The following is an 18,775-nucleotide window of genomic DNA, read 5'->3' on the forward strand; positions in this document are numbered from 1 at the left end:
AGGCGGTGGGTTCCATTCACGCCCCCCTTGACCCGGCGCCTTGGCAGCGCCACCCTGACGCCACTTTTGCACACCTATTTCCGGCGGCCCCGGCCGTCCCAAGGAGCTTCCCATGAGCGTACGCCTCGGCATTGTCATGGACCCCATCGCCGAAATTTCCTATAAAAAGGACAGTTCGCTGGCCATGCTGCTGGCAGCCCAGGCGCGCGGCTGGACCCTGTTCCACATGGAAATCCAGGACCTGTACCAGGCCGGTGGCAAGGCCCGCGCGCGCATGCGCCCGCTGAAAGTCTTCGCCGACCCCGAGCACTGGTTCGAATTCGAGTCCGAGGTCGACGCGCCCCTGGCCAACCTGGACGTGATCCTGATGCGCAAGGACCCGCCCTTCGACCTGGAATTCGTCTACAGCACCTACCTGCTGGAACAGGCGGAGAACGACGGCGTACTGGTAGTGAACAAGCCGCAATCACTGCGTGACTGCAACGAGAAAATGTTCGCCACGCTGTTCCCGCACCTGACGCCGACCACCATGGTCAGCCGCCGGGCAGACATCCTGCGCCAGTTCGCTACCGAGCACGGCGACGTGATCCTCAAGCCGCTGGACGGCATGGGTGGTACCTCGATCTTCCGCCACCGCCCGGGCGACCCCAACCTGTCCGTGATCCTGGAAACCCTGACCGCCAACGGCACCCAGCAGATCATGGCGCAGACCTACCTGCCGGCCATCAAGGACGGCGACAAGCGCATCCTGATGATCGACGGCGAGCCGGTACCCTATTGCCTGGCGCGTATTCCGGCGGCAGGCGAGACCCGCGGCAACCTGGCCGCCGGCGGCCGTGGCGAAGCCCGCCCGCTGACCGACAAGGACCGCTGGATCGCCGAACAGGTCGGCCCTACCCTGCGTGCCAAGGGCCTGCTGTTCGTAGGGCTGGACGTGATTGGCGAGCACCTGACCGAGATCAACGTCACCAGCCCTACCTGCATCCGCGAGATCGACGCGGCCTTCGGCACCGACATCGGCGGCCAGTTGATGGACGCCATCGATCGCAAGCTCAAGGCCCGCTGAGCGACAAGGCAGGGGTTTTTCCGCGCGGTAGGTTATGATGCACGCCCATTTTTTGCTGTTGGGCGTGCGCTGCCGGAACAACCCCGCACCGCACGACTGCCGGATAACCGATGACTGCCGCAACCGACATCCCCGCCAAGTTTTCCCGTGCTGCCGTGCGCCCGGCGGACAGGCTCGGCTTTACCCTGTTCGTGGCCGCCCTGGTGCACGTGGTGGTGATCCTGGGCGTGAGTTTCACTGTCACCAAACCGGAGGAAATTCGCCAGACCCTGGAGATCACCTTGTCGACCTTCAAGGACGCCAAGGCGCCGAAGAAGGCCGACTACCTGGCCCAGGACAACCAGCAGGGCAGCGGCACCCTGGATAAGAAGGCATTGCCCAAGACCACTCAGGTCGCGCCGTTCCAGGACAACGTGATCAACAAGGTCACCCCGCCTCCCGCGGTGAAACCCGAGGTCAAGCCCGAGGTAGCACCGGTGAAGAAAGCGGTGACCACGGTGGCGCCCAAGCCGCAGAAGGTCGACACCCGCCGCGAAGCGGTCAAGCAGGAAGCCCAGCCCAAACCGGCGACGCCGGATTTCGACAGCACCAAGCTGTCCAGCGAGATCTCCAGCCTGGAGGCCGAACTGGCCCATGAACAGCAGCTGTACGCCAAGCGCCCACGCATCCACCGCCTCACGGCCGCCTCGACCATGCACGACAAGGGTGCCTGGTACAAGGACGACTGGCGCAAGAAGGTCGAGCGCATCGGCAACCTCAACTACCCCGAGGAAGCACGGCGCCAGCAGATCTACGGCAGCCTGCGGCTGATGGTCTCGATCAACAGCGACGGCTCGCTGTATGACGTGTTGGTGCTGGAGTCTTCCGGGCAGCCACTGCTGGACCAGGCCGCCCAGCGCATCGTGCGCCTGGCCGCGCCATTCGCGCCTTTTACCGGCGACCTGTCGGACGTCGACCGCCTGGAAATCATCCGCACCTGGCGTTTCGCCAAGGGTGATCGTCTTTCCAGTAACTGATAGCGACGAAACAGTCTTTAACGGCGGCTTGTCAGCCCGGCTGCTCGACGCCACACTACAGGTATGAAGAACGTCGACCCGAGTTACCTCAAGCATCAATTCCTGATCGCCATGCCCCACATGGCGGACCCGAACTTTGCACAGACCTTGACCTACATCGTCGAGCACACGGCCAGTGGCGCCATGGGTCTGGTGGTCAACCGGCCCCAGGAACTGAACCTGGCCGATATCCTTGAACAGCTGCGCCCGGACATCGAACCGCCGGCCAGTTGCCAGCTCATCCCCATCTACGGTGGCGGCCCGGTACAGACCGACCGCGGCTTCGTGCTGCACCCCAGTGGCCCGACCTATCAGGCGACGGTGGAGCTGGGCGGCATATCGCTTTCCACGTCCCAGGACGTGCTGTTCGCCATCGCCGACGGGCTGGGCCCCAAGCAAAGCCTGATCACCCTGGGCTACGCCGGCTGGGAAGCCGGACAACTGGAGGCAGAGCTCGCCGACAACGCCTGGCTGACCTGCCCGTTCGACGCCGACATCCTCTTCGGCATGGACAGCGAGCAACGCCTGGGCGCCGCCGCGGCCTTGCTGGGGGTCAACCTCAGCCTGCTCACCAACCAGGCGGGGCACGCCTGATGGCCGCCATTCGCCTGCTGCTGGGCTTCGACTACGGCACCAAACAGATCGGCGTCGCGGTTGGCCAGGTCATCACCGGCCAGGCCCGCGAGCTGTGCACCCTCAAGGCCCAGAATGGCGTGCCCGACTGGAACCAGGTGGAAGCCCTGATCAAGGAGTGGAAACCCGACGCCATCGTGGTCGGCCTGCCCCTGAACATGGACGGCACCCCCAGCGAGATGTGCGAACGCGCGGAAAAATTCGCCCGCCGCCTCAACGGCCGCTTCAACCTGCCGGTGCATACCCATGACGAACGCCTGACCACCTTCGAAGCCAAGGGCCAGCGCATGGCCCGTGGCGGCCAGAAGGGCAGCTACCGCGACAACCCGGTGGACGCCATTGCCGCCGCGCTGCTGTTGCAGGGCTGGCTTGAGGAAAACGCCGGCACCTTCCAATCCTGACCCCCCGTTTCAAAAGCCGGGCGCTGGCCGCCCGGCCTTTCAAGGAGCAAGTGATGAGCCTTCCAAACCCCGCCGAACTGATCAGCCAGATGGCGGTCGACCTCAAGGCCCACCTGGCCCGCCGCACCATCACCGAGCCACGCTTCATCGGCATTCGCACCGGTGGCGTGTGGGTGGCCCAGGCCTTGCTCGAAGCGCTGGGCAGTGATTCGCCGCTGGGTACCCTGGACGTGTCCTTCTACCGTGACGACTTCAGCCAGAACGGCCTGCACCCGCAAGTGCGTCCTTCGCAGCTACCGTTCGAGATCGAAGGCCAGCACCTGATCCTGGTGGACGACGTGCTGATGAGCGGCCGTACCATCCGTGCCGCCCTCAACGAACTGTTCGATTATGGCCGCCCTGCCAGCGTCACCCTGGTCAGCCTGCTGGACCTGGACGCCGGCGAATTGCCGATCCGCCCCAATGTTGTTGGCGCAACCCTGTCATTGGCACCCCATGAGCGGGTAAAATTGACCGGGCCCGCACCGCTCGCCCTCGAGCGCCAGGACCTCGCCTCCGCTTCCGCCTTTTAAGAGTCCCCCGCGATGACGCCTATCGACGCCAAGCGCCCGCTGCAGCTCAATGACCAGGGCCAGCTGCGCCATTTTCTCTCGCTCGACGGTTTGCCCCGTGAGCTGCTGACCGAAATCCTCGACACCGCCGACTCGTTCCTCGAAGTCGGCGCGCGGGCGGTCAAGAAAGTCCCGCTGCTGCGCGGCAAGACCGTGTGCAACGTGTTCTTCGAGAACTCCACGCGCACCCGTACCACCTTCGAGCTGGCAGCCCAGCGGCTGTCGGCCGACGTGATCACCCTGAACGTGTCCACTTCCTCCACCAGCAAGGGCGAGACCCTGTTCGACACCCTGCGCAACCTGGAGGCCATGGCCGCCGATATGTTCGTGGTACGCCACGCCGACTCCGGCGCCGCCCACTTCATCGCCGAACATGTGTGCCCCGACGTGGCCATCATCAACGGCGGTGACGGTCGTCACGCGCACCCCACCCAGGGCATGCTCGACATGCTGACCATCCGCCGGCACAAGGGAGGTTTCGAGAACCTTTCGGTGGCGATCGTCGGCGATATCCTGCATTCGCGTGTGGCCCGCTCGAACATGATCGCCCTCAAGGCACTGGGTTGCCCCGACATCCGCGTGGTCGCCCCCAAGACCCTGCTGCCAATTGGCGTGGAGCAGTATGGCGTGAAGGTCTTCACCGACCTGGAACAAGGCCTGAAAGACGTCGACGTGGTGATCATGCTGCGCTTGCAGCGTGAGCGCATGACTGGCGGCCTGCTGCCTAGCGAAGGCGAATTCTACCGCCTGTTCGGCCTGACCACCGCGCGCCTGGCCGGCGCCAAGCCTGATTGCATCGTGATGCACCCGGGGCCGATCAACCGCGGCGTGGAGATCGAGTCGGCCGTGGCCGATGGCGCCCACTCGGTCATCCTCAACCAGGTCACGTACGGCATTGCCGTGCGCATGGCCGTCTTGTCCATGGCCATGAGCGGCCAGAACGCCCAGCGTCAATTCGAGCAGGAGAACGCCCAGTGAGCCTCAGTATCCTAGGCGCTCGCGTCATCGACCCGGCCACCGGCCTGGATCAGGTCACCGACCTGCACATCAGCGAAGGCAAGCTCGTGGCCATGGGCGCCGCGCCTGCAGGCTTCAGCCCCAACCAGACCCTGGAAGCCAATGGCCTGATCGCCGCCCCTGGCCTGGTGGACCTGAGCGTGGCCCTGCGCGAACCCGGTTACAGCCGCAAGGGCACCATCGCCAGCGAAACCCGCGCTGCTGCTGCTGGCGGCGTCACCAGCCTGTGCTGCCCGCCACGCACCAAACCGGTACTGGATACCTCGGCGGTGGCCGAGCTGATCCTCGACCGCGCCCGCGAAGCCGGCCACGCCAAGGTGTTCCCCATCGGCGCCCTGAGCAAGGGCCTGGATGGCGAGCAACTGGCCGAACTGGTGGCCTTGCGTGATGCCGGCTGCGTGGCCTTCGGCAATGGCCTGACCAGCTTCCAGAACACCCGCACCCTGTGCCGTGCCCTGGAATACGCCGCCACCTTCGACCTGACAGTGATCTTCCATTCCCAGGACCGCGATCTGGCCCAGGGTGGCCTGGCCCACGAAGGCCCGACGGCCAGCTTCCTCGGCCTGCCGGGCATCCCGGAAACCGCCGAGACCGTCGCCTTGGCCCGTGACCTGTTGCTGGTGGAACAGAGCGGGGTGCGTGCACACTTCAGCCAGCTGACCACCGCCCGCGGTGTCGAGCTGATCGCCCAGGCCCAGGCCCGCGGGCTGCCGGTGACCGCAGACGTAGCGCTGTACCAGTTGATTCTGACGGATGAGGCGCTGATCGACTTCTCCAGCCTGTACCACGTGCAGCCACCGCTGCGCACCCGCGCCGACCGCGACGCCTTGCGCGAAGGGGTCAGGTCGGGCGTGATCCAGGCCATTTCCAGCCACCACCAGCCCCACGAGCGTGATGCCAAGCTGGCGCCGTTTGGCGCCACCGAGCCAGGCATCAGCAGCGTGGAACTGTTGCTGCCCCTGGCACTGACCCTGGTGGAAGACGGCCTGCTGGACCTGCCGACCCTGTTGGCCCGCCTGAGCAGCGGCCCAGCGGCGGCGCTGCGCTTGCCGGTGGGGCAACTGAGCGTGGGCGGCCCGGCCGACCTGGTGTTGTTCACCCAGAACGTCACCACCGTGGCAGGCGAACGCTGGTTGTCCAAGGGCGAGAACTGCCCGTTCCTGGGCCACAGCCTGCCAGGCGCGGTGCGTTACACCCTGGTGGATGGCCACATCGCCCATACCGACTGATACCTCCCCGGGCAGCCGGACGCGGTTCTGTGGGACTGGGCGCAAGCTCGGGAAGCAGGCGCCGCGTCTGACCGGCCTGCGCCCGCTCCCCCGTAAAGCACCTGTATCCGGTACCGGAACTTATCGGGTGCTTTGCGCGTTTTTCAGGGAAATCTGGTCATTGAGGGTCCAGAAGTCATACAGCACGCCCAGCAGGAAGACCCCACCCGTCAGCAGATAGATCAGCCCGCTGATCCATTTGCCCTGATACATCCGGTGTACCCCGAACGCCCCCAGAAAGGTCAGCAACACCCACCCCGCGTTGTAGTCCAGCGGCCCGGCGAAGAACCGCAGGTCGGCTTCGCGGTCCATGGCCGGGATCAGGAACAGGTCGATCAACCAGCCAATGCCCAGCAAACCGAAGGTAAAAAACCAGATCGTCCCGGTAATCGGCTTGCCGTAATAGAACCGGTGAGCGCCGGTAAACCCGAAAATCCACAGCAGGTACCCCAGGAATTTACTGTGGGTGTCCTGGTAGCCGTTGTCGTGCTGATAGCTGTTCATGAGCCGCGTCATACCCTCTGATAATTAAATTTTCTAAACGTTTATGTGACTTTTTTGTCCCTTGCCGACGTGTGGTCGCGTGACCGACAAGTCGGGCAAACCCTTGCCCCGCCTGACTTCCACAGAATTATTGTGGGAATTTGCCGTAGATTGATCATTTTTCACTCAGGATCACTGCCGACCAACGGGTTAAAAACTGATCAAAAAGCTGTTATAAAGTTGCGCGCTTACCCATACGAGCCTGCCTAATGCGTCCATTTTTGAAGACATGGCTGACCATCTGCCTATTATTGCCATTGGCTGCCCACGCCACCAATCGTGAGCAAAGACTTCCCGCCGGCTTCACCGGTCACGCCGCCAAGACCGGTGCCGCGGAACACACCCAGACCCCGGTGGAAACCCCCGAACTGGCCACCAACACCACCAGCCGCAGCAAACGCCAGTCGGCGCGCAGCCGCAACACCGGCCGCAAGACCATCGCTGTCGGCGGCCCGGCCGTCGCGCAGATGTCGCCCAAGCAAAGCAGCGAAGTGCTGTCGCGCGCGGTGAATGCGCTGGGTACCCCTTATCGTTGGGGCGGTAGCAGCCCAACCAAAGGGTTCGATTGCAGTGGCTTCGTGAAATATGCGTTCAACGACGTCAAGGCAGTCGACCTGCCACGTACGTCGAACGCCATGGCTGCGGGCCACGGCCAGAAGGTCGACCAGAAGGACTTGAAGCCTGGCGACCTGCTGTTCTTCAACATCAAGAGCCGCCGGGTCAACCACGTCGCCATCTACCTGGGCAACGACCGCTTCATCCACGCGCCGCGGCGCGGCAAGGCGGTGAGCATCGACACCCTGAACAAGCCTTACTGGCAGGAACACTACGTCGTTGCCAAGCGCGTCCTGCCCAAGGACCAGACCCTGCGCCTGACCCAGCGCTGAGTCACCGTGAACCTGGCGTCGGCCCCTTGTCCGGCGCCAGGTGCATACCCTCCCTGGCCTCCGTGCCCGTGCTCGACTCGAGCTTGATCATCAACCGCAGGTCGTTCGCCGAATCGGCATAAGCCAGCGCGTCCTGATAACTGATCGCCTTTTCCCGATAGAGTTCATATAGCGCCTGGTCCAGGGTACGCATGCCCTGGTCATTGGTGCGGCTCATCAGCGTCTTGAGCCCCGGCACCTCGCCCCGGCGAATGCGCTCGGCCATCAGCGGCGTGTTCACCAGTATCTCCACCACGGCGCGGCGGCCAGTGCCGTCAGCCGAAGGGATCAGTTGCTGGGCAATGATCGCCCGCAGGTTCAACGACAGCTCCATCCATACCTGCACGTGGCGGTCCATGGGGAAGAAGTTGATGACCCTCTCCAGCGCCTGGTCGGCGTTGGAGGCGTGCAAGGTGGCCACGCACAGGTGGCCGGTTTCCGCGAACGCCAAGGCCTGGCCCATGGTCTCGCGGCTGCGCACCTCGCCGATCATGATCACATCCGGGGCCTGACGCAGGGTGTTGCGCAGCGCCACCTCGAACGACTCGGTATCGATGCCCACCTCCCGCTGGGTGACAATGCAGCTCTGGTGCTCGTGCAGGAACTCAATCGGGTCTTCGATGGTGATGATATGCCCGCTGCTGTGCTTGCTGCGGTGGTCGATCATCGCCGCCAGCGTCGACGACTTCCCCGTGCCGGTGGCACCCACCACCAATACCAGGCCGCGTTTGAGCATCGACAGGCCGCGCAGGGTGTCGGGCAGCTTGAGATCGTCGAAGGTCGGAATGCGGCTCTCGATGCGCCGCAGCACCATGGCCGGCAAGCTGCGCTGGAAGAACGCGCTGACGCGGAAGCGGCCGATATCCCGGGCATGAATGGCGAAATTGCATTCCCGGCGCTCAGTGAACTCCAGCCGCTGGGCTTCGCTCATCAGCCCCAGGACCGCCTCGCGCACCTGTTCGGGGCTCATGGCGGTGCGGGTGACGGGCATGATCTTGCCGTGCACCTTGAGCGAGGGTGGCAGGCCGGGGGTGATGAACAGGTCGGAGCCGGATTTGTCGACCATCAAGCGCAACAGCTTCTCGAACTCCATGCCCCGCCCTCGCGTCCTGGAAAAAACCGCTCCCCGTCAGCCTAGTCGCCACCGACCGGGGTGCCCAGGCAGCCGGTCAGAAGTTGTCCGGCGCCTTGGCCTTCTCGCGGGCGGCATCACGGCCGATCAGGCCACGGCTGACCAAGTCCTTCAGGCACATGTCCAGGGTCTGCATGCCCAGGGCACCCCCGGTCTGGATGGAGGAATACATCTGCGCCACCTTGTCCTCGCGGATCAGGTTACGAATGGCCGGGGTGCCGATCATGATCTCGTGGGCCGCCACCCGGCCGCCGCCGATCTTCTTCAGCAGGGTCTGGGAGATCACCGCCTGCAGCGACTCGGAGAGCATGGAGCGGACCATGGACTTCTCCTCGGCAGGGAACACGTCCACCACACGGTCAATGGTCTTGGCCGCGGAGGTAGTGTGCAGGGTACCGAATACCAGGTGGCCGGTCTCGGCAGCGGTCAGGGCCAGGCGGATGGTTTCCAGGTCACGCATCTCACCCACCAGGATCACGTCCGGGTCTTCGCGCAGGGCCGAACGCAGGGCGTTGGAGAAGCTCTGGGTGTCACGGTGCACTTCCCGCTGGTTGACCAGGCACTTCTTCGATTCATGGACGAATTCGATAGGGTCCTCGATGGTGAGGATGTGGTGGTGCTTGTTGTTGTTCAGGTAGTCGATCATCGCCGCCAGGGTAGTGGACTTGCCTGAACCGGTGGGGCCGGTGACCAACACCAGGCCCCGTGGCACGTCGGTAATCTTTCGAAACACATCACCCATGCCCAGGTCATCCATGGTCAGCACCTTGGAGGGAATGGTACGAAACACCGCGCCGGCGCCGCGGTTCTGGTTGAAGGCGTTGACCCGGAAGCGTGCCACGCCCGGCACTTCGAAGGAGAAGTCGGTCTCCAGGTACTCCTCGAAGTCCTTGCGCTGCTTGTCGTTCATGATGTCGTAGATCAACTCGTGAACGGCCTTGTGGTCCAGCGCGGGCAGGTTGATGCGGCGCACATCGCCATCCACGCGGATCATCGGTGGCAGGCCGGCCGACAGGTGCAAGTCCGATGCGCCTTGCTTGGCGCTGAAAGCCAGCAACTCAGTAATGTCCATGAGACTCCCCAAATACAGACAAGCAGGTAGAATGCCCCGGACCCCAAGACCCGCTGGCGCAAATTAATGTCCACGATAGCAGACAACGTTTTACGGGTAAGCGCCCGAATTCACGACGCCGCACGGGCCGTGCAGCGCGACCCGGCCAGCATCGGCCTGCTGGCGGTGAGCAAGACCAAGCCGGCCGAGGCCGTTCGCGAGGCGTTCGCCGCCGGAATCGAAGAATTCGGCGAAAATTACCTGCAAGAGGCGTTGGGTAAACAGGCCCAATTGACCGATCTGCCCTTGACTTGGCATTTCATCGGCCCCATTCAGTCAAACAAGACTCGCGCCATTGCCGAGCATTTTGCCTGGGTGCATTCCGTGGACCGCCTGAAAATTGCCCAACGCCTGTCAGAGCAGCGCCCGGCCGACCTGCCGCCGCTCAACATCTGCATTCAGATCAACGTCAGCGGCGAAGCCAGCAAGTCCGGCTGCACTCCAGCCGACCTGCCGGCCCTGGCCACGGCGATTGCTGCGCTGCCACGCCTGAAGCTGCGCGGACTGATGGCAATTCCAGAACCCACTGAGGACCGCGCGGCACAAGACGCGGCCTTTGCTACCGTTCGCACCTTGCAAGAAAGCCTGAACCTGCCACTGGACACTTTATCCATGGGCATGAGCCACGACCTGGAGGCCGCTGTCGCACAAGGCGCCACCTGGGTTCGTATCGGCACTGCCCTGTTCGGCGCCCGCGACTATGGCCAACAACCCTAGCGCGGGTTCCCCCGCAACCTCTCAAGGACCTGTCATGAGCAAAACTCGTATTGCCTTTATCGGCGCCGGAAACATGGCCGCCAGCCTGATCGGCGGCCTGCGTGCCCAGGGCCTGGACGCGGCGCTGATCCGTGCCAGCGACCCGGGTGCCGACACCCGCGCGAAAATCAGCGCCGAGCACGGCATCGAAACCTTCGCTGACAACGCCCAGGCGGTCGAGGGTGCCGACGTGGTAGTGCTGGCGGTCAAGCCCCAGGCCATGAAGACCGTGTGCGAGGCCCTGCGCCCTGCCCTCACCCAGTCCCAGGTGGTTGTCTCCATCGCCGCCGGTATCACCTGCGCGAGCATGGCCGCCTGGCTAGGCGAGCGCCCGATCGTGCGCTGCATGCCCAACACCCCCGCACTGTTGCGCCAAGGCACCAGCGGCCTGTACGCCAACGCCCGGGTCAGTGAAGAGCAGCGCGAGCAGGCCGAGCAACTGCTGTCGGCCGTGGGCCTGGCCCTGTGGCTGGACGAAGAGCAGCAACTGGATGCCGTCACCGCCGTGTCCGGCAGCGGCCCGGCCTATTTCTTCCTGCTGATGGAAGCCATGACCGCCGCCGGCGAGAAGCTGGGCCTGCCCCGTGAAACCGCGGAAAAGCTGACCCTGCAGACCGCCCTGGGCGCTGCGCACATGGCCGTCGCCAGCGATGTCGATGCCGCCGAACTGCGCCGCCGCGTCACCTCACCGGCCGGCACCACCGAGGCCGCCATCAAGTCGTTCCAGGCCAACGGTTTCGAAGCCCTGGTTGAAAAGGCGCTGGGCGCCGCGGCACATCGCTCGGCGGAACTTGCCGAACAACTGGGCAAATAAGGAGCACTGCATGAATGCGATTTCCGGCGCCACGATCTTCGTGGTGCAAACCCTGGTCAGCTTTTACCTGGCCATCGTGCTGTTGCGCTTCGTGCTGCAACTGGTCAAGGCCAACTTCTACAACCCGTTGAGCCAGTTCGCGGTCAAGGCCACCCAGCCGCTGCTTAAGCCGCTGCGCCAAGTGGTGCCAAGCATCGCCGGCCTGGACACCTCGTCCCTGCTGCTGGCCATCGTCATTCAAGCCCTGCTGATGGCCTTCGTGATGATGCTCACCTATGGCACCATCCTGGACCTGCCGCACCTGTTGATCTGGGCGCTGCTGGGGGTGTTCTCGCTGTTCCTGAAGATTTTCTGGGTAGCGATGATCGTCATGGTGATCGTCTCCTGGATCGCCCCGGGTACCCACAACCCGGCCGCCGAACTGGCCTACCAGATCGCCGAGCCGATCCTGGCGCCGTTCCGCCGCATGCTGCCGAACCTGGGCGGCCTGGATATCTCGCCGATCTTCGCCTTCCTGGCCATCCAGGTGGTGCAGAGCTTCTTCATGCCCAAGCTGGCTGAAATGGCGCAGATGCCCGATGTGCTCTGGCGTCTGATCTGACGTCGGTGTAGCTCCGTTGCCGAGCTTCGCCCGTTCCCGCACGAGGGGTTGATCAACCCCGCCGGGACCGGGCGCAGCCCGGGAAAAGGGCGGCACACTTCCATCGCTTGCCGCTAGCCCCCCCGCTCTTTAGACTTACGCCTCATTTATGCGAGAGCAGGGTCGATGTCCACTGTCTTCCCCGAAGATTCCGTCGGTTTAGTCACACCGCAAGTTGCCCACTTCAGCGACGCCCTGGCCTTGGCCTGTGGCCGGTCGCTCAATGCCTACGACCTGATCTACGAAACCTACGGCCAGCTCAATGCCACCGCCAGCAACGCGGTGCTGATCTGCCACGCCCTGTCGGGCCATCACCATGCTGCTGGCTACCACTCGGTCGATGACCGCAAGCCGGGCTGGTGGGACAGCTGCATCGGCCCTGGCAAGCCGATCGATACCAACCGTTTCTTCGTGGTCAGCCTGAACAACCTCGGTGGCTGCAACGGCTCTACCGGGCCAAGCAGCATCAACCCTGACACGGGCAAGCCCTTCGGCGCCGATTTCCCGGTGCTCACCGTGGAAGACTGGGTGCACAGCCAGGCCCGCCTGGCCGATTACCTGGGCATCACCCAGTGGGCCGCCGTGGTCGGCGGCAGCCTGGGCGGCATGCAGGCCCAGCAATGGACCATCACTTACCCGGACCGCGTGCGCCACTGCCTGGCCATCGCTTCGGCGCCCAAGCTGTCGGCGCAGAACATCGCCTTCAACGAAGTGGCACGCCAGGCCATCCTGACCGACCCCGAATTCCATGGCGGCTCGTTCCAGGAAATGGGTGTGATCCCCAAACGCGGCCTGATGCTGGCGCGCATGGTGGGCCACATCACCTACCTGTCGGATGACTCCATGGGCGAGAAATTCGGCCGCGGGCTCAAGAGCGAAAAACTCAACTATGACTTCCACAGCGTGGAATTCCAGGTGGAAAGCTACCTGCGCTACCAGGGCGAGGAGTTTTCCGGGCGTTTCGACGCCAACACCTACCTGTTGATGACCAAGGCGCTGGACTACTTCGACCCGGCCGCCAGCCATGGCGACGACCTGGCCAAGACCTTCGCCGGCGCCAAGGCCGATTTCTGCGTGATGTCCTTCACCACCGACTGGCGCTTCTCCCCGGCCCGCTCGCGGGAAATCGTCGATGCGCTGATGGCTGCACGCAAAAACGTCTGCTACCTGGAAATCGATGCACCGCAGGGCCACGACGCCTTCCTGATCCCGATCCCACGGTACCTGAAGGCGTTCAGCAGCTACATGAACCGAATTGCGATCTGAGGAAGCCATGAGAGCCGATCTTGAAATCATCCAGGACTGGATCCCGGCCGGCAGCCGCGTGCTTGACCTCGGTTGCGGTAACGGTGAGTTGCTGGCCTGGCTGCGCGACCACAAGCAGGTGACCGGCTACGGCCTGGAAATCGACGCTGACAACATCAACGAGTGCGTGCGCAAGGGCGTCAACGTGGTGGAGCAGGACCTGGACAAGGGCCTGGGCAACTTCGCCAGCAACAGCTTCGACGTGGTGGTCATGACCCAGGCCCTGCAGGCCGTGGAATACCCGGACCGCATCCTCGATGAGATGCTGCGCGTGGGCCGCCAGTGCATCATCACCTTCCCCAACTTCGGCCACTGGCGTTGCCGCTGGTACCTGGCGCGCAACGGCCGCATGCCGGTGTCGGAATTCCTGCCGTACACCTGGTACAACACGCCGAACATCCACTTCTGCACCTTCAAGGACTTTGAAGAGCTGTGCCAGGAGCGCCAGGCCCAGGTACTCGACCGTCTGGCGGTCGACCACCAGCACAGGCATGGCTGGGCCAGCAAACTGTGGCCTAATCTGTTGGGTGAGATCGGCATTTACCGGGTCAACAGCCCGGGCCTGCAGGAGCACCGTCTGGCGGTGTGAACCTGCCTACCCACGGAGAACGATCATGCGCCAGTTCGCTGCCTTCCTGTTCGCCTTGTGCCTGGCCCTTCCCGCCGTGGGGGCCGACGCCGCCAAGGGCAACCGCCAAGAACAGCTGGGCGAGCTGACCGTGCATTACAATGCGATCACCTCCAGCCTGCTGCTACCCGGCATCGCCAAGGCGGCGGGCCTGCTGCGCAGCAAGAACCTGGGTGTGCTGAACGTGGCGGTGGAAAAGGCCGGCAAGTCCTTTCCTGCCGCCATCAGTGGCACCGTCACCGGGCCTGAAGGCAAGAAAGAAAACCTGACCTTCACCCAGGTGACCGAACAGGGTGCCGTTTCCTACGTTACACAGTTCCAGATCCCGCAGGACGCGACCTATACCTTTGACCTCAGCATCAAGGCGGCCGGTGACACCAACCGCCTGAGCTTCGACCAAGAACTCTTTCCGGGCGACTCATGAATTTCACGCAACTCGTGCTGGCCAGCCACAACGCCGGCAAACTCAAGGAACTCCAGGCCATGCTGGGCGGCAGCGTACAACTGCGCTCGGTGGGCGAATTCAGCCAGGTAGAGCCAGAAGAGACCGGCCTGTCGTTCGTTGAAAATGCCATCCTGAAGGCCCGTAACGCCTCCCGCCTGTCCGGCTTGCCGGCACTGGCCGACGACTCGGGCCTGGCGGTGGACTTCCTAGGCGGTGCGCCGGGCATCTATTCGGCCCGCTATGCCGACGGCCAGGGCGATGCGGCCAACAACGCCAAGCTGCTCGATGCGCTCAAGGACGTGCCCGAAGCCGAACGCGGCGCCCAGTTCGTCTGCGTGCTGGCCCTGGTGCGCCACGCCGACGACCCGCTGCCCATCCTGTGCGAAGGCCTGTGGCACGGCCGTATCCTGACCGCCGCCAGTGGCGAACACGGTTTCGGTTATGACCCCCTTTTCTGGGTGCCCGAGCGCGACTGCTCCAGCGCCGAGCTGAGCCCTGTGGAAAAGAACCAGCTCAGCCACCGGGCTCGCGCCATGGCCATTCTGCGTCAACGTCTGGGCCTGGCATGACCACCACCACGCTGTTCGCGGGCGAGGATGGTTTTTCCTCGGTCGCGCCGCGGGCGCCATTGCCCGTGCTGCCACCGCTGGCGCTGTACATCCATATTCCCTGGTGCGTACGCAAATGCCCGTACTGCGATTTCAACTCCCATTCCGCCAGCCCCGTGCTGCCGGAAGAGGAGTACGTGGACGCCCTGCTGGCCGACCTGGACAATGACCTGCCGGCCACTTACGGTCGCCCGCTGAGCTCGATATTCTTCGGCGGGGGCACGCCCAGCCTGTTCAGCGCGAAAGCCCTGGGACGGTTGCTGGCGGGCGTGGAACAGCGCATTCCGTTCGTCGCGGACATCGAGATCACCCTGGAGGCCAACCCGGGTACCTTCGAGCAGGAAAAATTCAGCGCTTACCGCAAGCTGGGCATCAACCGCCTGTCCATCGGTATCCAGAGTTTCCAGGAAGCCAAGCTCGAAGCCCTGGGCCGTATCCATACCGGCAGCGAAGCGGTACGCGCTGCCGACATGGCGCGGGAGGCAGGGTTCGACAACTTCAACCTGGACCTGATGCACGGCCTGCCCGACCAGTCCCTGGACGAAGCGCTGGACGACCTGCGCCAGGCCATCGCCCTCAAGCCCACGCACCTGTCCTGGTACCAGCTGACGCTGGAGCCCAACACGGTATTCTGGAACCAGCCGCCCGTGCTGCCCGAGGACGATACCCTGTGGGACATCCAGGAAGCCGGCCAGGCCCTGCTGGCCGAGCATGGTTACGCTCAGTACGAGGTGTCGGCCTATGCACAGCCCGGCAAGGCCGCGCGGCATAACCTCAACTACTGGAGCTTCGGCGATTTCATCGGTATCGGCGCCGGCGCCCACGGCAAGCTCAGCCACCCGGACGGGCGCATCGTGCGTACCTGGAAAACCCGGCTGCCCAAGGACTACCTGAACCCGGCCAAGCCCTTCCAGGCAGGCGAGAAGCTGCTGGCGCTGGACGAACTGCCCTTCGAGTTCCTGATGAACGCCCTGCGCCTGACCCAGGGTGTGGAAGCACAACTTTACCCACAGCGTACCGCGTTGACCCTGGAAAGCCTGGGTGAAGGCCGCCGCCAAGCCGAACAAAAGGGCCTTTTGCAGGTCGAACCGTCGCGCCTGGTTGCCACGCCTCAGGGCCAGTTGTTTCTCAACGACCTGCTGCAGTATTTCTTGATTTAAGGATTGGCCATGGAATTAGTGTTGAACCTGCTCGCTACCGCGTCGCGCTGGAGCCGCGGCAATCTCTCGGAAATCGCCCTGGCGCTGGTGGGTTGCCTGCTGGTGCTGTTTGGCGCCGACATCAAGGCCTGGCTGGATCAGCGTGTGGGCGGCATGGCGGGGGCGTTGCGGGTGCCGGTGATGGCGCTGGTGTGCTGCATTGGCAGCGGCGCGGCGTTGATCTATGCCACGCCGTGGGTGGTGCGCGGGCTGAGCCAGTTCAACAACTACAGCCTGGCGCCGGTGTTGCTGGTGGTGCTGGTGCTGATCGGCGTGGTCGCCGACCGCAAATAATCCGCCGCTCCCTGTGGGGCCGAGCGAGGCTCAGTCCCACAGCAAGCGTGCGAGACGCAGGGCATCAATCGACCTTTTCGAACTTCAGGTCCCACACGCCATGGCCCAGGCGCTCGCCGCGGCGTTCGAACTTGGTGATCGGGCGTTCGGCGGGGCGGGGTACGCACTTGCCGTCTTCAGCCTGGTTGCGGTAACCCGGCGCCACGTTCATCACTTCCAGCATGTACTCGGCATAGGGCTCCCAATCGGTGGCCATGTGCAGCACACCACCCACTTTCAGCTTGCTGCGTACCAGTTCGGCGAACGCCGGCTGGACGATGCGACGCTTGTGGTGGCGGCTCTTGTGCCACGGGTCCGGGAAGAACAGCATCAGGCGGTCGAGGCTGTTGTCCGCAATGCAGCGCTTGAGCACTTCGATGGCGTCGGTGTCGTAGACCCGCAGGTTCTTCAGGCCCTGGGTCAGCACGCCATTGAGCAGCGCACCCACACCCGGGCGGTGCACCTCGATGCCGATGAAGTCGTGCTCCGGGGCGGCGGCGGCCATTTCCAGCAGCGAATGGCCCATGCCAAAGCCGATTTCCACGGTACGCGGGGCGCTGCGACCAAACACCTGGTCATAGTTCACCGGTGCGTCGGCCAGCGGCAGCACGAACAGGGGCGCGCCCTGGTCCAGGCCGCGCTGCTGGCCTTCGGTCATGCGCCCGGCGCGCATCACGAAGCTCTTGATAGCGCGGTGCTGGCGCTGTTCGCCCTCACCCTGCACGTCGTCGTTTTCAGGGGTCGGGGTATCTTGCGGTTCAGTCATGGTGGCTCTTACTTGATCAGACCATCCAGCGGCGATGAGGCGCTGGCATAGAGTTTTTTCGGCATGCGCCCGGCCAGGTAGGCCATGCGGCCAGCAACGATGGCGTGCTTCATGGCCTGGGCCATCAACACCGGGTTCTGTGCGTGGGCGATAGCCGAGTTCATCAGCACCGCCTCGCAGCCCAGTTCCATGGCAATGGTAGCGTCCGACGCGGTACCCACGCCGGCATCCACCAGCACCGGTACCTTGGCTTCTTCCAGGATGATCTGCAGGTTGTAGGGGTTGCAGATACCCAGGCCGGTGCCAATCAGGCCCGCCAGCGGCATCACCGCGATGCAGCCGATCTCGGCCAGTTGGCGGGCGATGATCGGGTCGTCGCTGGTGTACACCATCACGTCAAAACCGTCCTTGACCAGCACTTCGGCGGCCTTGAGGGTCTCGATGACGTTGGGGAACAGGGTTTTCTGGTCGGCCAGCACTTCCAGCTTCACCAGGTTGTGGCCGTCCAGCAGTTCACGGGCCAGGCGGCAGGTACGTACTGCTTCGACCGCATCGTAGCAACCGGCGGTGTTCGGCAGAATGGTGTAACGGTCCGGCGGCAGCACGTCGAGCAGGTTGGGCTCGCCAGGGTTCTGGCCGATGTTGGTGCGGCGCACGGCCACGGTGACGATCTCGGCCCCCGAGGCTTCGATGGCCAGGCGGGTTTCTTCCAGGTCGCGGTACTTGCCGGTACCGACCAGCAGGCGCGATTCGAAGGTACGGCCGGCCAGGATAAACGGCTTGTCGCTAGGCAGATTGCTCATCGTCATTCCTCTCGAGGGTTGAAGGGATACAGCAGGCGGTGTGCCGCAGCCTAGCCGCCGCCAATGGCATGGACCACTTCAACCTGGTCGCCTTCGCGCAGGGCAGTGGCTTCGTGCTGGCTGCGCGGCACGATGTCCAGGTTCAGTTCTACCGCGACCCGGCGGCCGGTCAGCTCGAGGCGGGTCAGCAGCGCCGCGACGGTTTCGCCGTCGGGCAATTCAAAGGGTTCACCGTTCAACTGAATGTGCATGCAGGCAGCAGCCATCATTTCAAAGGGGGTCAGCATTCTAGCCCGTTCGCCGCCCGCTACCAACACAAACCCGGCCCATTCGTCTCAGGCCTTGCCCAGGTTCCATGCCGCCATGCCCAGGCAGGCCCAACCCACCAGGAACGCCAACCCGCCAAACGGAGTAATCACACCGAACAGGCGCACGCCGCTGAGGGTGAGGGCGTAGAGGCTTCCGGAAAACAGCACGATACCGATGCAGAACATCACGCCGGCGGCATTCACCAGCCGACCCGGCACCTGCACGCTCAAGACCGCCAGCGCCAGCAAGGCCAGGGCGTGAATCAGCTGATAGTTCACACCGGTATGGAACACTGCCAGGTAATCGCTGCTCAAACGGTCCTTGAGGCCATGGGCGGCGAACGCGCCGAGCCCTACCCCGGTAAACCCGAAAAAGGCAGCCAGCATGAGAAATTGTCGCAGCATTG

General features: G+C 64.0%; 24 protein-coding genes. 17 read left to right on the top strand and 7 right to left on the bottom strand.

From position 1 onward, the window contains the following. The first annotated feature begins 112 nt into the window (after window positions 1-112). The 7 genes from gshB (at window position 113) to HWQ56_RS27070 (ending at window position 6,012) form a co-directional block, all read left to right on the top strand. A complete protein-coding gene (gene gshB / locus HWQ56_RS27040) occupies window positions 113-1,066 on the top strand; it encodes a glutathione synthase (protein WP_176572166.1) in 954 nt (317 codons plus the stop codon). 110 nt (window positions 1,067-1,176) lie between these two features. After that, window positions 1,177-2,082, top strand: a complete 906-nt coding sequence (locus HWQ56_RS27045) for an energy transducer TonB (protein ID WP_176572167.1) — start codon at window positions 1,177-1,179, stop codon at window positions 2,080-2,082. A 63-nt stretch (window positions 2,083-2,145) separates the two neighbouring features. Beyond that, complete coding sequence (locus HWQ56_RS27050) at window positions 2,146-2,715, top strand: YqgE/AlgH family protein (RefSeq protein ID WP_158153389.1); 570 nt, start codon at window positions 2,146-2,148, stop codon at window positions 2,713-2,715. Continuing rightward, window positions 2,715-3,155 carry a Holliday junction resolvase RuvX gene (gene ruvX, locus HWQ56_RS27055; RefSeq protein ID WP_158153390.1) on the top strand — a complete coding sequence of 147 codons (441 nt, stop codon included), beginning with the start codon at window positions 2,715-2,717 and terminating at the stop codon, window positions 3,153-3,155. Before HWQ56_RS27050 ends, ruvX begins: the two co-directional genes overlap by 1 nt. Window positions 3,156-3,208: 53 nt before the next feature. After that, the gene (gene pyrR / locus HWQ56_RS27060) at window positions 3,209-3,727 is read left to right on the top strand and encodes a bifunctional pyr operon transcriptional regulator/uracil phosphoribosyltransferase PyrR (RefSeq protein WP_158153391.1); all 519 of its coding nucleotides are present in this window, start codon (window positions 3,209-3,211) and stop codon (window positions 3,725-3,727) included. Between the two features lie 12 nt (window positions 3,728-3,739). Next, on the top strand, window positions 3,740-4,744 hold the full coding sequence (locus tag HWQ56_RS27065) for an aspartate carbamoyltransferase catalytic subunit (RefSeq protein WP_158153392.1): 1,005 nt from the start codon (window positions 3,740-3,742) through the stop codon (window positions 4,742-4,744). Then, window positions 4,741-6,012: a dihydroorotase gene (locus HWQ56_RS27070; RefSeq protein WP_176572168.1), complete on the top strand. Its 1,272-nt coding sequence runs from the start codon at window positions 4,741-4,743 to the stop codon at window positions 6,010-6,012. Before HWQ56_RS27065 ends, HWQ56_RS27070 begins: the two co-directional genes overlap by 4 nt. Before the next feature lie 120 nt (window positions 6,013-6,132). Here the strand turns inward: HWQ56_RS27070 and HWQ56_RS27075 are convergent, their stop codons facing one another. Further along, a complete protein-coding gene (locus HWQ56_RS27075) occupies window positions 6,133-6,555 on the bottom strand; it encodes an NINE protein (protein ID WP_176572169.1) in 423 nt (140 codons plus the stop codon). A 248-nt stretch (window positions 6,556-6,803) separates the two neighbouring features. On the opposite strand from HWQ56_RS27075, the gene HWQ56_RS27080 reads away from it, so the two are divergent. Continuing rightward, entirely contained in the window at window positions 6,804-7,481 is a 678-nt protein-coding gene (locus HWQ56_RS27080) for a C40 family peptidase (protein WP_158153395.1), read from the top strand. A gap of 1 nt (window position 7,482) precedes the next feature. On the opposite strand, the gene HWQ56_RS27085 is transcribed toward HWQ56_RS27080, so the two are convergent. Together HWQ56_RS27085 and HWQ56_RS27090 are read right to left on the bottom strand one after the other, a co-directional pair. Next, window positions 7,483-8,613, bottom strand: coding sequence for a PilT/PilU family type 4a pilus ATPase (locus HWQ56_RS27085; RefSeq protein WP_176572170.1), 1,131 nt, complete (start codon window positions 8,611-8,613; stop codon window positions 7,483-7,485). Window positions 8,614-8,689: 76 nt separating this feature from the next. Further along, a complete protein-coding gene (locus HWQ56_RS27090) occupies window positions 8,690-9,724 on the bottom strand; it encodes a type IV pilus twitching motility protein PilT (RefSeq protein ID WP_158153397.1) in 1,035 nt (344 codons plus the stop codon). A gap of 66 nt (window positions 9,725-9,790) precedes the next feature. Between HWQ56_RS27090 and HWQ56_RS27095 the strand changes: the two genes are divergently transcribed. The 9 genes from HWQ56_RS27095 to HWQ56_RS27135 all read left to right on the top strand — a co-directional run bounded on the left by HWQ56_RS27095 (window position 9,791) and on the right by HWQ56_RS27135 (window position 16,452). Then, entirely contained in the window at window positions 9,791-10,480 is a 690-nt protein-coding gene (locus tag HWQ56_RS27095) for a YggS family pyridoxal phosphate-dependent enzyme (RefSeq protein WP_158153398.1), read from the top strand. Between the two features lie 34 nt (window positions 10,481-10,514). Beyond that, complete coding sequence (proC, locus tag HWQ56_RS27100; protein WP_158153399.1) at window positions 10,515-11,333, top strand: pyrroline-5-carboxylate reductase; 819 nt, start codon at window positions 10,515-10,517, stop codon at window positions 11,331-11,333. 10 nt (window positions 11,334-11,343) lie between these two features. Continuing rightward, entirely contained in the window at window positions 11,344-11,934 is a 591-nt protein-coding gene (locus HWQ56_RS27105; RefSeq protein WP_158153400.1) for a YggT family protein, read from the top strand. A gap of 165 nt (window positions 11,935-12,099) precedes the next feature. Next, complete coding sequence (gene metX, locus HWQ56_RS27110) at window positions 12,100-13,239, top strand: homoserine O-succinyltransferase MetX (protein WP_158153401.1); 1,140 nt, start codon at window positions 12,100-12,102, stop codon at window positions 13,237-13,239. A 7-nt stretch (window positions 13,240-13,246) separates the two neighbouring features. Beyond that, window positions 13,247-13,867, top strand: a complete 621-nt coding sequence (gene metW, locus HWQ56_RS27115) for a methionine biosynthesis protein MetW (RefSeq protein WP_158153402.1) — start codon at window positions 13,247-13,249, stop codon at window positions 13,865-13,867. A 25-nt stretch (window positions 13,868-13,892) separates the two neighbouring features. Then, window positions 13,893-14,330 (top strand): DUF4426 domain-containing protein, encoded by a 438-nt coding sequence (locus tag HWQ56_RS27120; RefSeq protein ID WP_176572171.1) that lies wholly within the window; start codon window positions 13,893-13,895, stop codon window positions 14,328-14,330. Beyond that, window positions 14,327-14,920, top strand: coding sequence for an RdgB/HAM1 family non-canonical purine NTP pyrophosphatase (gene rdgB / locus HWQ56_RS27125; RefSeq protein WP_158153404.1), 594 nt, complete (start codon window positions 14,327-14,329; stop codon window positions 14,918-14,920). The genes HWQ56_RS27120 and rdgB overlap by 4 nt, the downstream gene beginning before the upstream one ends. Continuing rightward, the gene (gene hemW, locus HWQ56_RS27130) at window positions 14,917-16,119 is read left to right on the top strand and encodes a radical SAM family heme chaperone HemW (RefSeq protein WP_245217807.1); all 1,203 of its coding nucleotides are present in this window, start codon (window positions 14,917-14,919) and stop codon (window positions 16,117-16,119) included. Before rdgB ends, hemW begins: the two co-directional genes overlap by 4 nt. Window positions 16,120-16,128: 9 nt before the next feature. After that, entirely contained in the window at window positions 16,129-16,452 is a 324-nt protein-coding gene (locus tag HWQ56_RS27135) for a DUF3392 domain-containing protein (protein WP_158153406.1), read from the top strand. Between the two features lie 64 nt (window positions 16,453-16,516). Here HWQ56_RS27135 and trmB read toward each other — a convergent pair whose 3' ends face one another. From trmB to HWQ56_RS27155, 4 genes are all read right to left on the bottom strand, one after another. Next, complete coding sequence (trmB, locus tag HWQ56_RS27140) at window positions 16,517-17,164, bottom strand: tRNA (guanosine(46)-N7)-methyltransferase TrmB (RefSeq protein ID WP_233270819.1); 648 nt, start codon at window positions 17,162-17,164, stop codon at window positions 16,517-16,519. Between the two features lie 101 nt (window positions 17,165-17,265). Next, window positions 17,266-18,060 carry a thiazole synthase gene (locus HWQ56_RS27145; RefSeq protein ID WP_158153408.1) on the bottom strand — a complete coding sequence of 265 codons (795 nt, stop codon included), beginning with the start codon at window positions 18,058-18,060 and terminating at the stop codon, window positions 17,266-17,268. Between the two features lie 50 nt (window positions 18,061-18,110). Next, the gene (gene thiS, locus HWQ56_RS27150) at window positions 18,111-18,311 is read right to left on the bottom strand and encodes a sulfur carrier protein ThiS (RefSeq protein ID WP_008364873.1); all 201 of its coding nucleotides are present in this window, start codon (window positions 18,309-18,311) and stop codon (window positions 18,111-18,113) included. 84 nt (window positions 18,312-18,395) lie between these two features. Next, entirely contained in the window at window positions 18,396-18,773 is a 378-nt protein-coding gene (locus HWQ56_RS27155; RefSeq protein WP_176572172.1) for a DUF423 domain-containing protein, read from the bottom strand. Window positions 18,774-18,775: the final 2 nt, after the last annotated feature.

The sequence above is a fragment of the Pseudomonas eucalypticola genome (genome assembly GCF_013374995.1).
Taxonomy (GTDB): Bacteria; Pseudomonadota; Gammaproteobacteria; order Pseudomonadales; family Pseudomonadaceae; genus Aquipseudomonas; species Aquipseudomonas eucalypticola.

What these genes read in the sequence shown, in the direction of transcription:
- HWQ56_RS27090 (WP_158153397.1), bottom strand. Translation starts at nt 9,724, where the DNA reads ATGGACATTACTGAGTTGCTGGCTTTCAGCGCCAAGCAAGGCGCATCG.
- HWQ56_RS27095 (WP_158153398.1), top strand. Translation starts at nt 9,791, where the DNA reads ATGTCCACGATAGCAGACAACGTTTTACGGGTAAGCGCCCGAATTCAC.
- HWQ56_RS27135 (WP_158153406.1), top strand. Translation starts at nt 16,129, where the DNA reads ATGGAATTAGTGTTGAACCTGCTCGCTACCGCGTCGCGCTGGAGCCGC.
- ruvX (WP_158153390.1), top strand. Translation starts at nt 2,715, where the DNA reads ATGGCCGCCATTCGCCTGCTGCTGGGCTTCGACTACGGCACCAAACAG.
- proC (WP_158153399.1), top strand. Translation starts at nt 10,515, where the DNA reads ATGAGCAAAACTCGTATTGCCTTTATCGGCGCCGGAAACATGGCCGCC.
- HWQ56_RS27105 (WP_158153400.1), top strand. Translation starts at nt 11,344, where the DNA reads ATGAATGCGATTTCCGGCGCCACGATCTTCGTGGTGCAAACCCTGGTC.
- HWQ56_RS27080 (WP_158153395.1), top strand. Translation starts at nt 6,804, where the DNA reads ATGCGTCCATTTTTGAAGACATGGCTGACCATCTGCCTATTATTGCCA.
- HWQ56_RS27120 (WP_176572171.1), top strand. Translation starts at nt 13,893, where the DNA reads ATGCGCCAGTTCGCTGCCTTCCTGTTCGCCTTGTGCCTGGCCCTTCCC.
- HWQ56_RS27085 (WP_176572170.1), bottom strand. Translation starts at nt 8,613, where the DNA reads ATGGAGTTCGAGAAGCTGTTGCGCTTGATGGTCGACAAATCCGGCTCC.
- HWQ56_RS27075 (WP_176572169.1), bottom strand. Translation starts at nt 6,555, where the DNA reads ATGAACAGCTATCAGCACGACAACGGCTACCAGGACACCCACAGTAAA.
- hemW (WP_245217807.1), top strand. Translation starts at nt 14,917, where the DNA reads ATGACCACCACCACGCTGTTCGCGGGCGAGGATGGTTTTTCCTCGGTC.
- metX (WP_158153401.1), top strand. Translation starts at nt 12,100, where the DNA reads ATGTCCACTGTCTTCCCCGAAGATTCCGTCGGTTTAGTCACACCGCAA.
- HWQ56_RS27155 (WP_176572172.1), bottom strand. Translation starts at nt 18,773, where the DNA reads ATGCTGCGACAATTTCTCATGCTGGCTGCCTTTTTCGGGTTTACCGGG.
- HWQ56_RS27145 (WP_158153408.1), bottom strand. Translation starts at nt 18,060, where the DNA reads ATGAGCAATCTGCCTAGCGACAAGCCGTTTATCCTGGCCGGCCGTACC.
- rdgB (WP_158153404.1), top strand. Translation starts at nt 14,327, where the DNA reads ATGAATTTCACGCAACTCGTGCTGGCCAGCCACAACGCCGGCAAACTC.
- trmB (WP_233270819.1), bottom strand. Translation starts at nt 17,164, where the DNA reads ATGCGCGCCGGGCGCATGACCGAAGGCCAGCAGCGCGGCCTGGACCAG.
- thiS (WP_008364873.1), bottom strand. Translation starts at nt 18,311, where the DNA reads ATGCACATTCAGTTGAACGGTGAACCCTTTGAATTGCCCGACGGCGAA.
- HWQ56_RS27045 (WP_176572167.1), top strand. Translation starts at nt 1,177, where the DNA reads ATGACTGCCGCAACCGACATCCCCGCCAAGTTTTCCCGTGCTGCCGTG.
- metW (WP_158153402.1), top strand. Translation starts at nt 13,247, where the DNA reads ATGAGAGCCGATCTTGAAATCATCCAGGACTGGATCCCGGCCGGCAGC.
- pyrR (WP_158153391.1), top strand. Translation starts at nt 3,209, where the DNA reads ATGAGCCTTCCAAACCCCGCCGAACTGATCAGCCAGATGGCGGTCGAC.
- HWQ56_RS27050 (WP_158153389.1), top strand. Translation starts at nt 2,146, where the DNA reads ATGAAGAACGTCGACCCGAGTTACCTCAAGCATCAATTCCTGATCGCC.
- HWQ56_RS27065 (WP_158153392.1), top strand. Translation starts at nt 3,740, where the DNA reads ATGACGCCTATCGACGCCAAGCGCCCGCTGCAGCTCAATGACCAGGGC.
- gshB (WP_176572166.1), top strand. Translation starts at nt 113, where the DNA reads ATGAGCGTACGCCTCGGCATTGTCATGGACCCCATCGCCGAAATTTCC.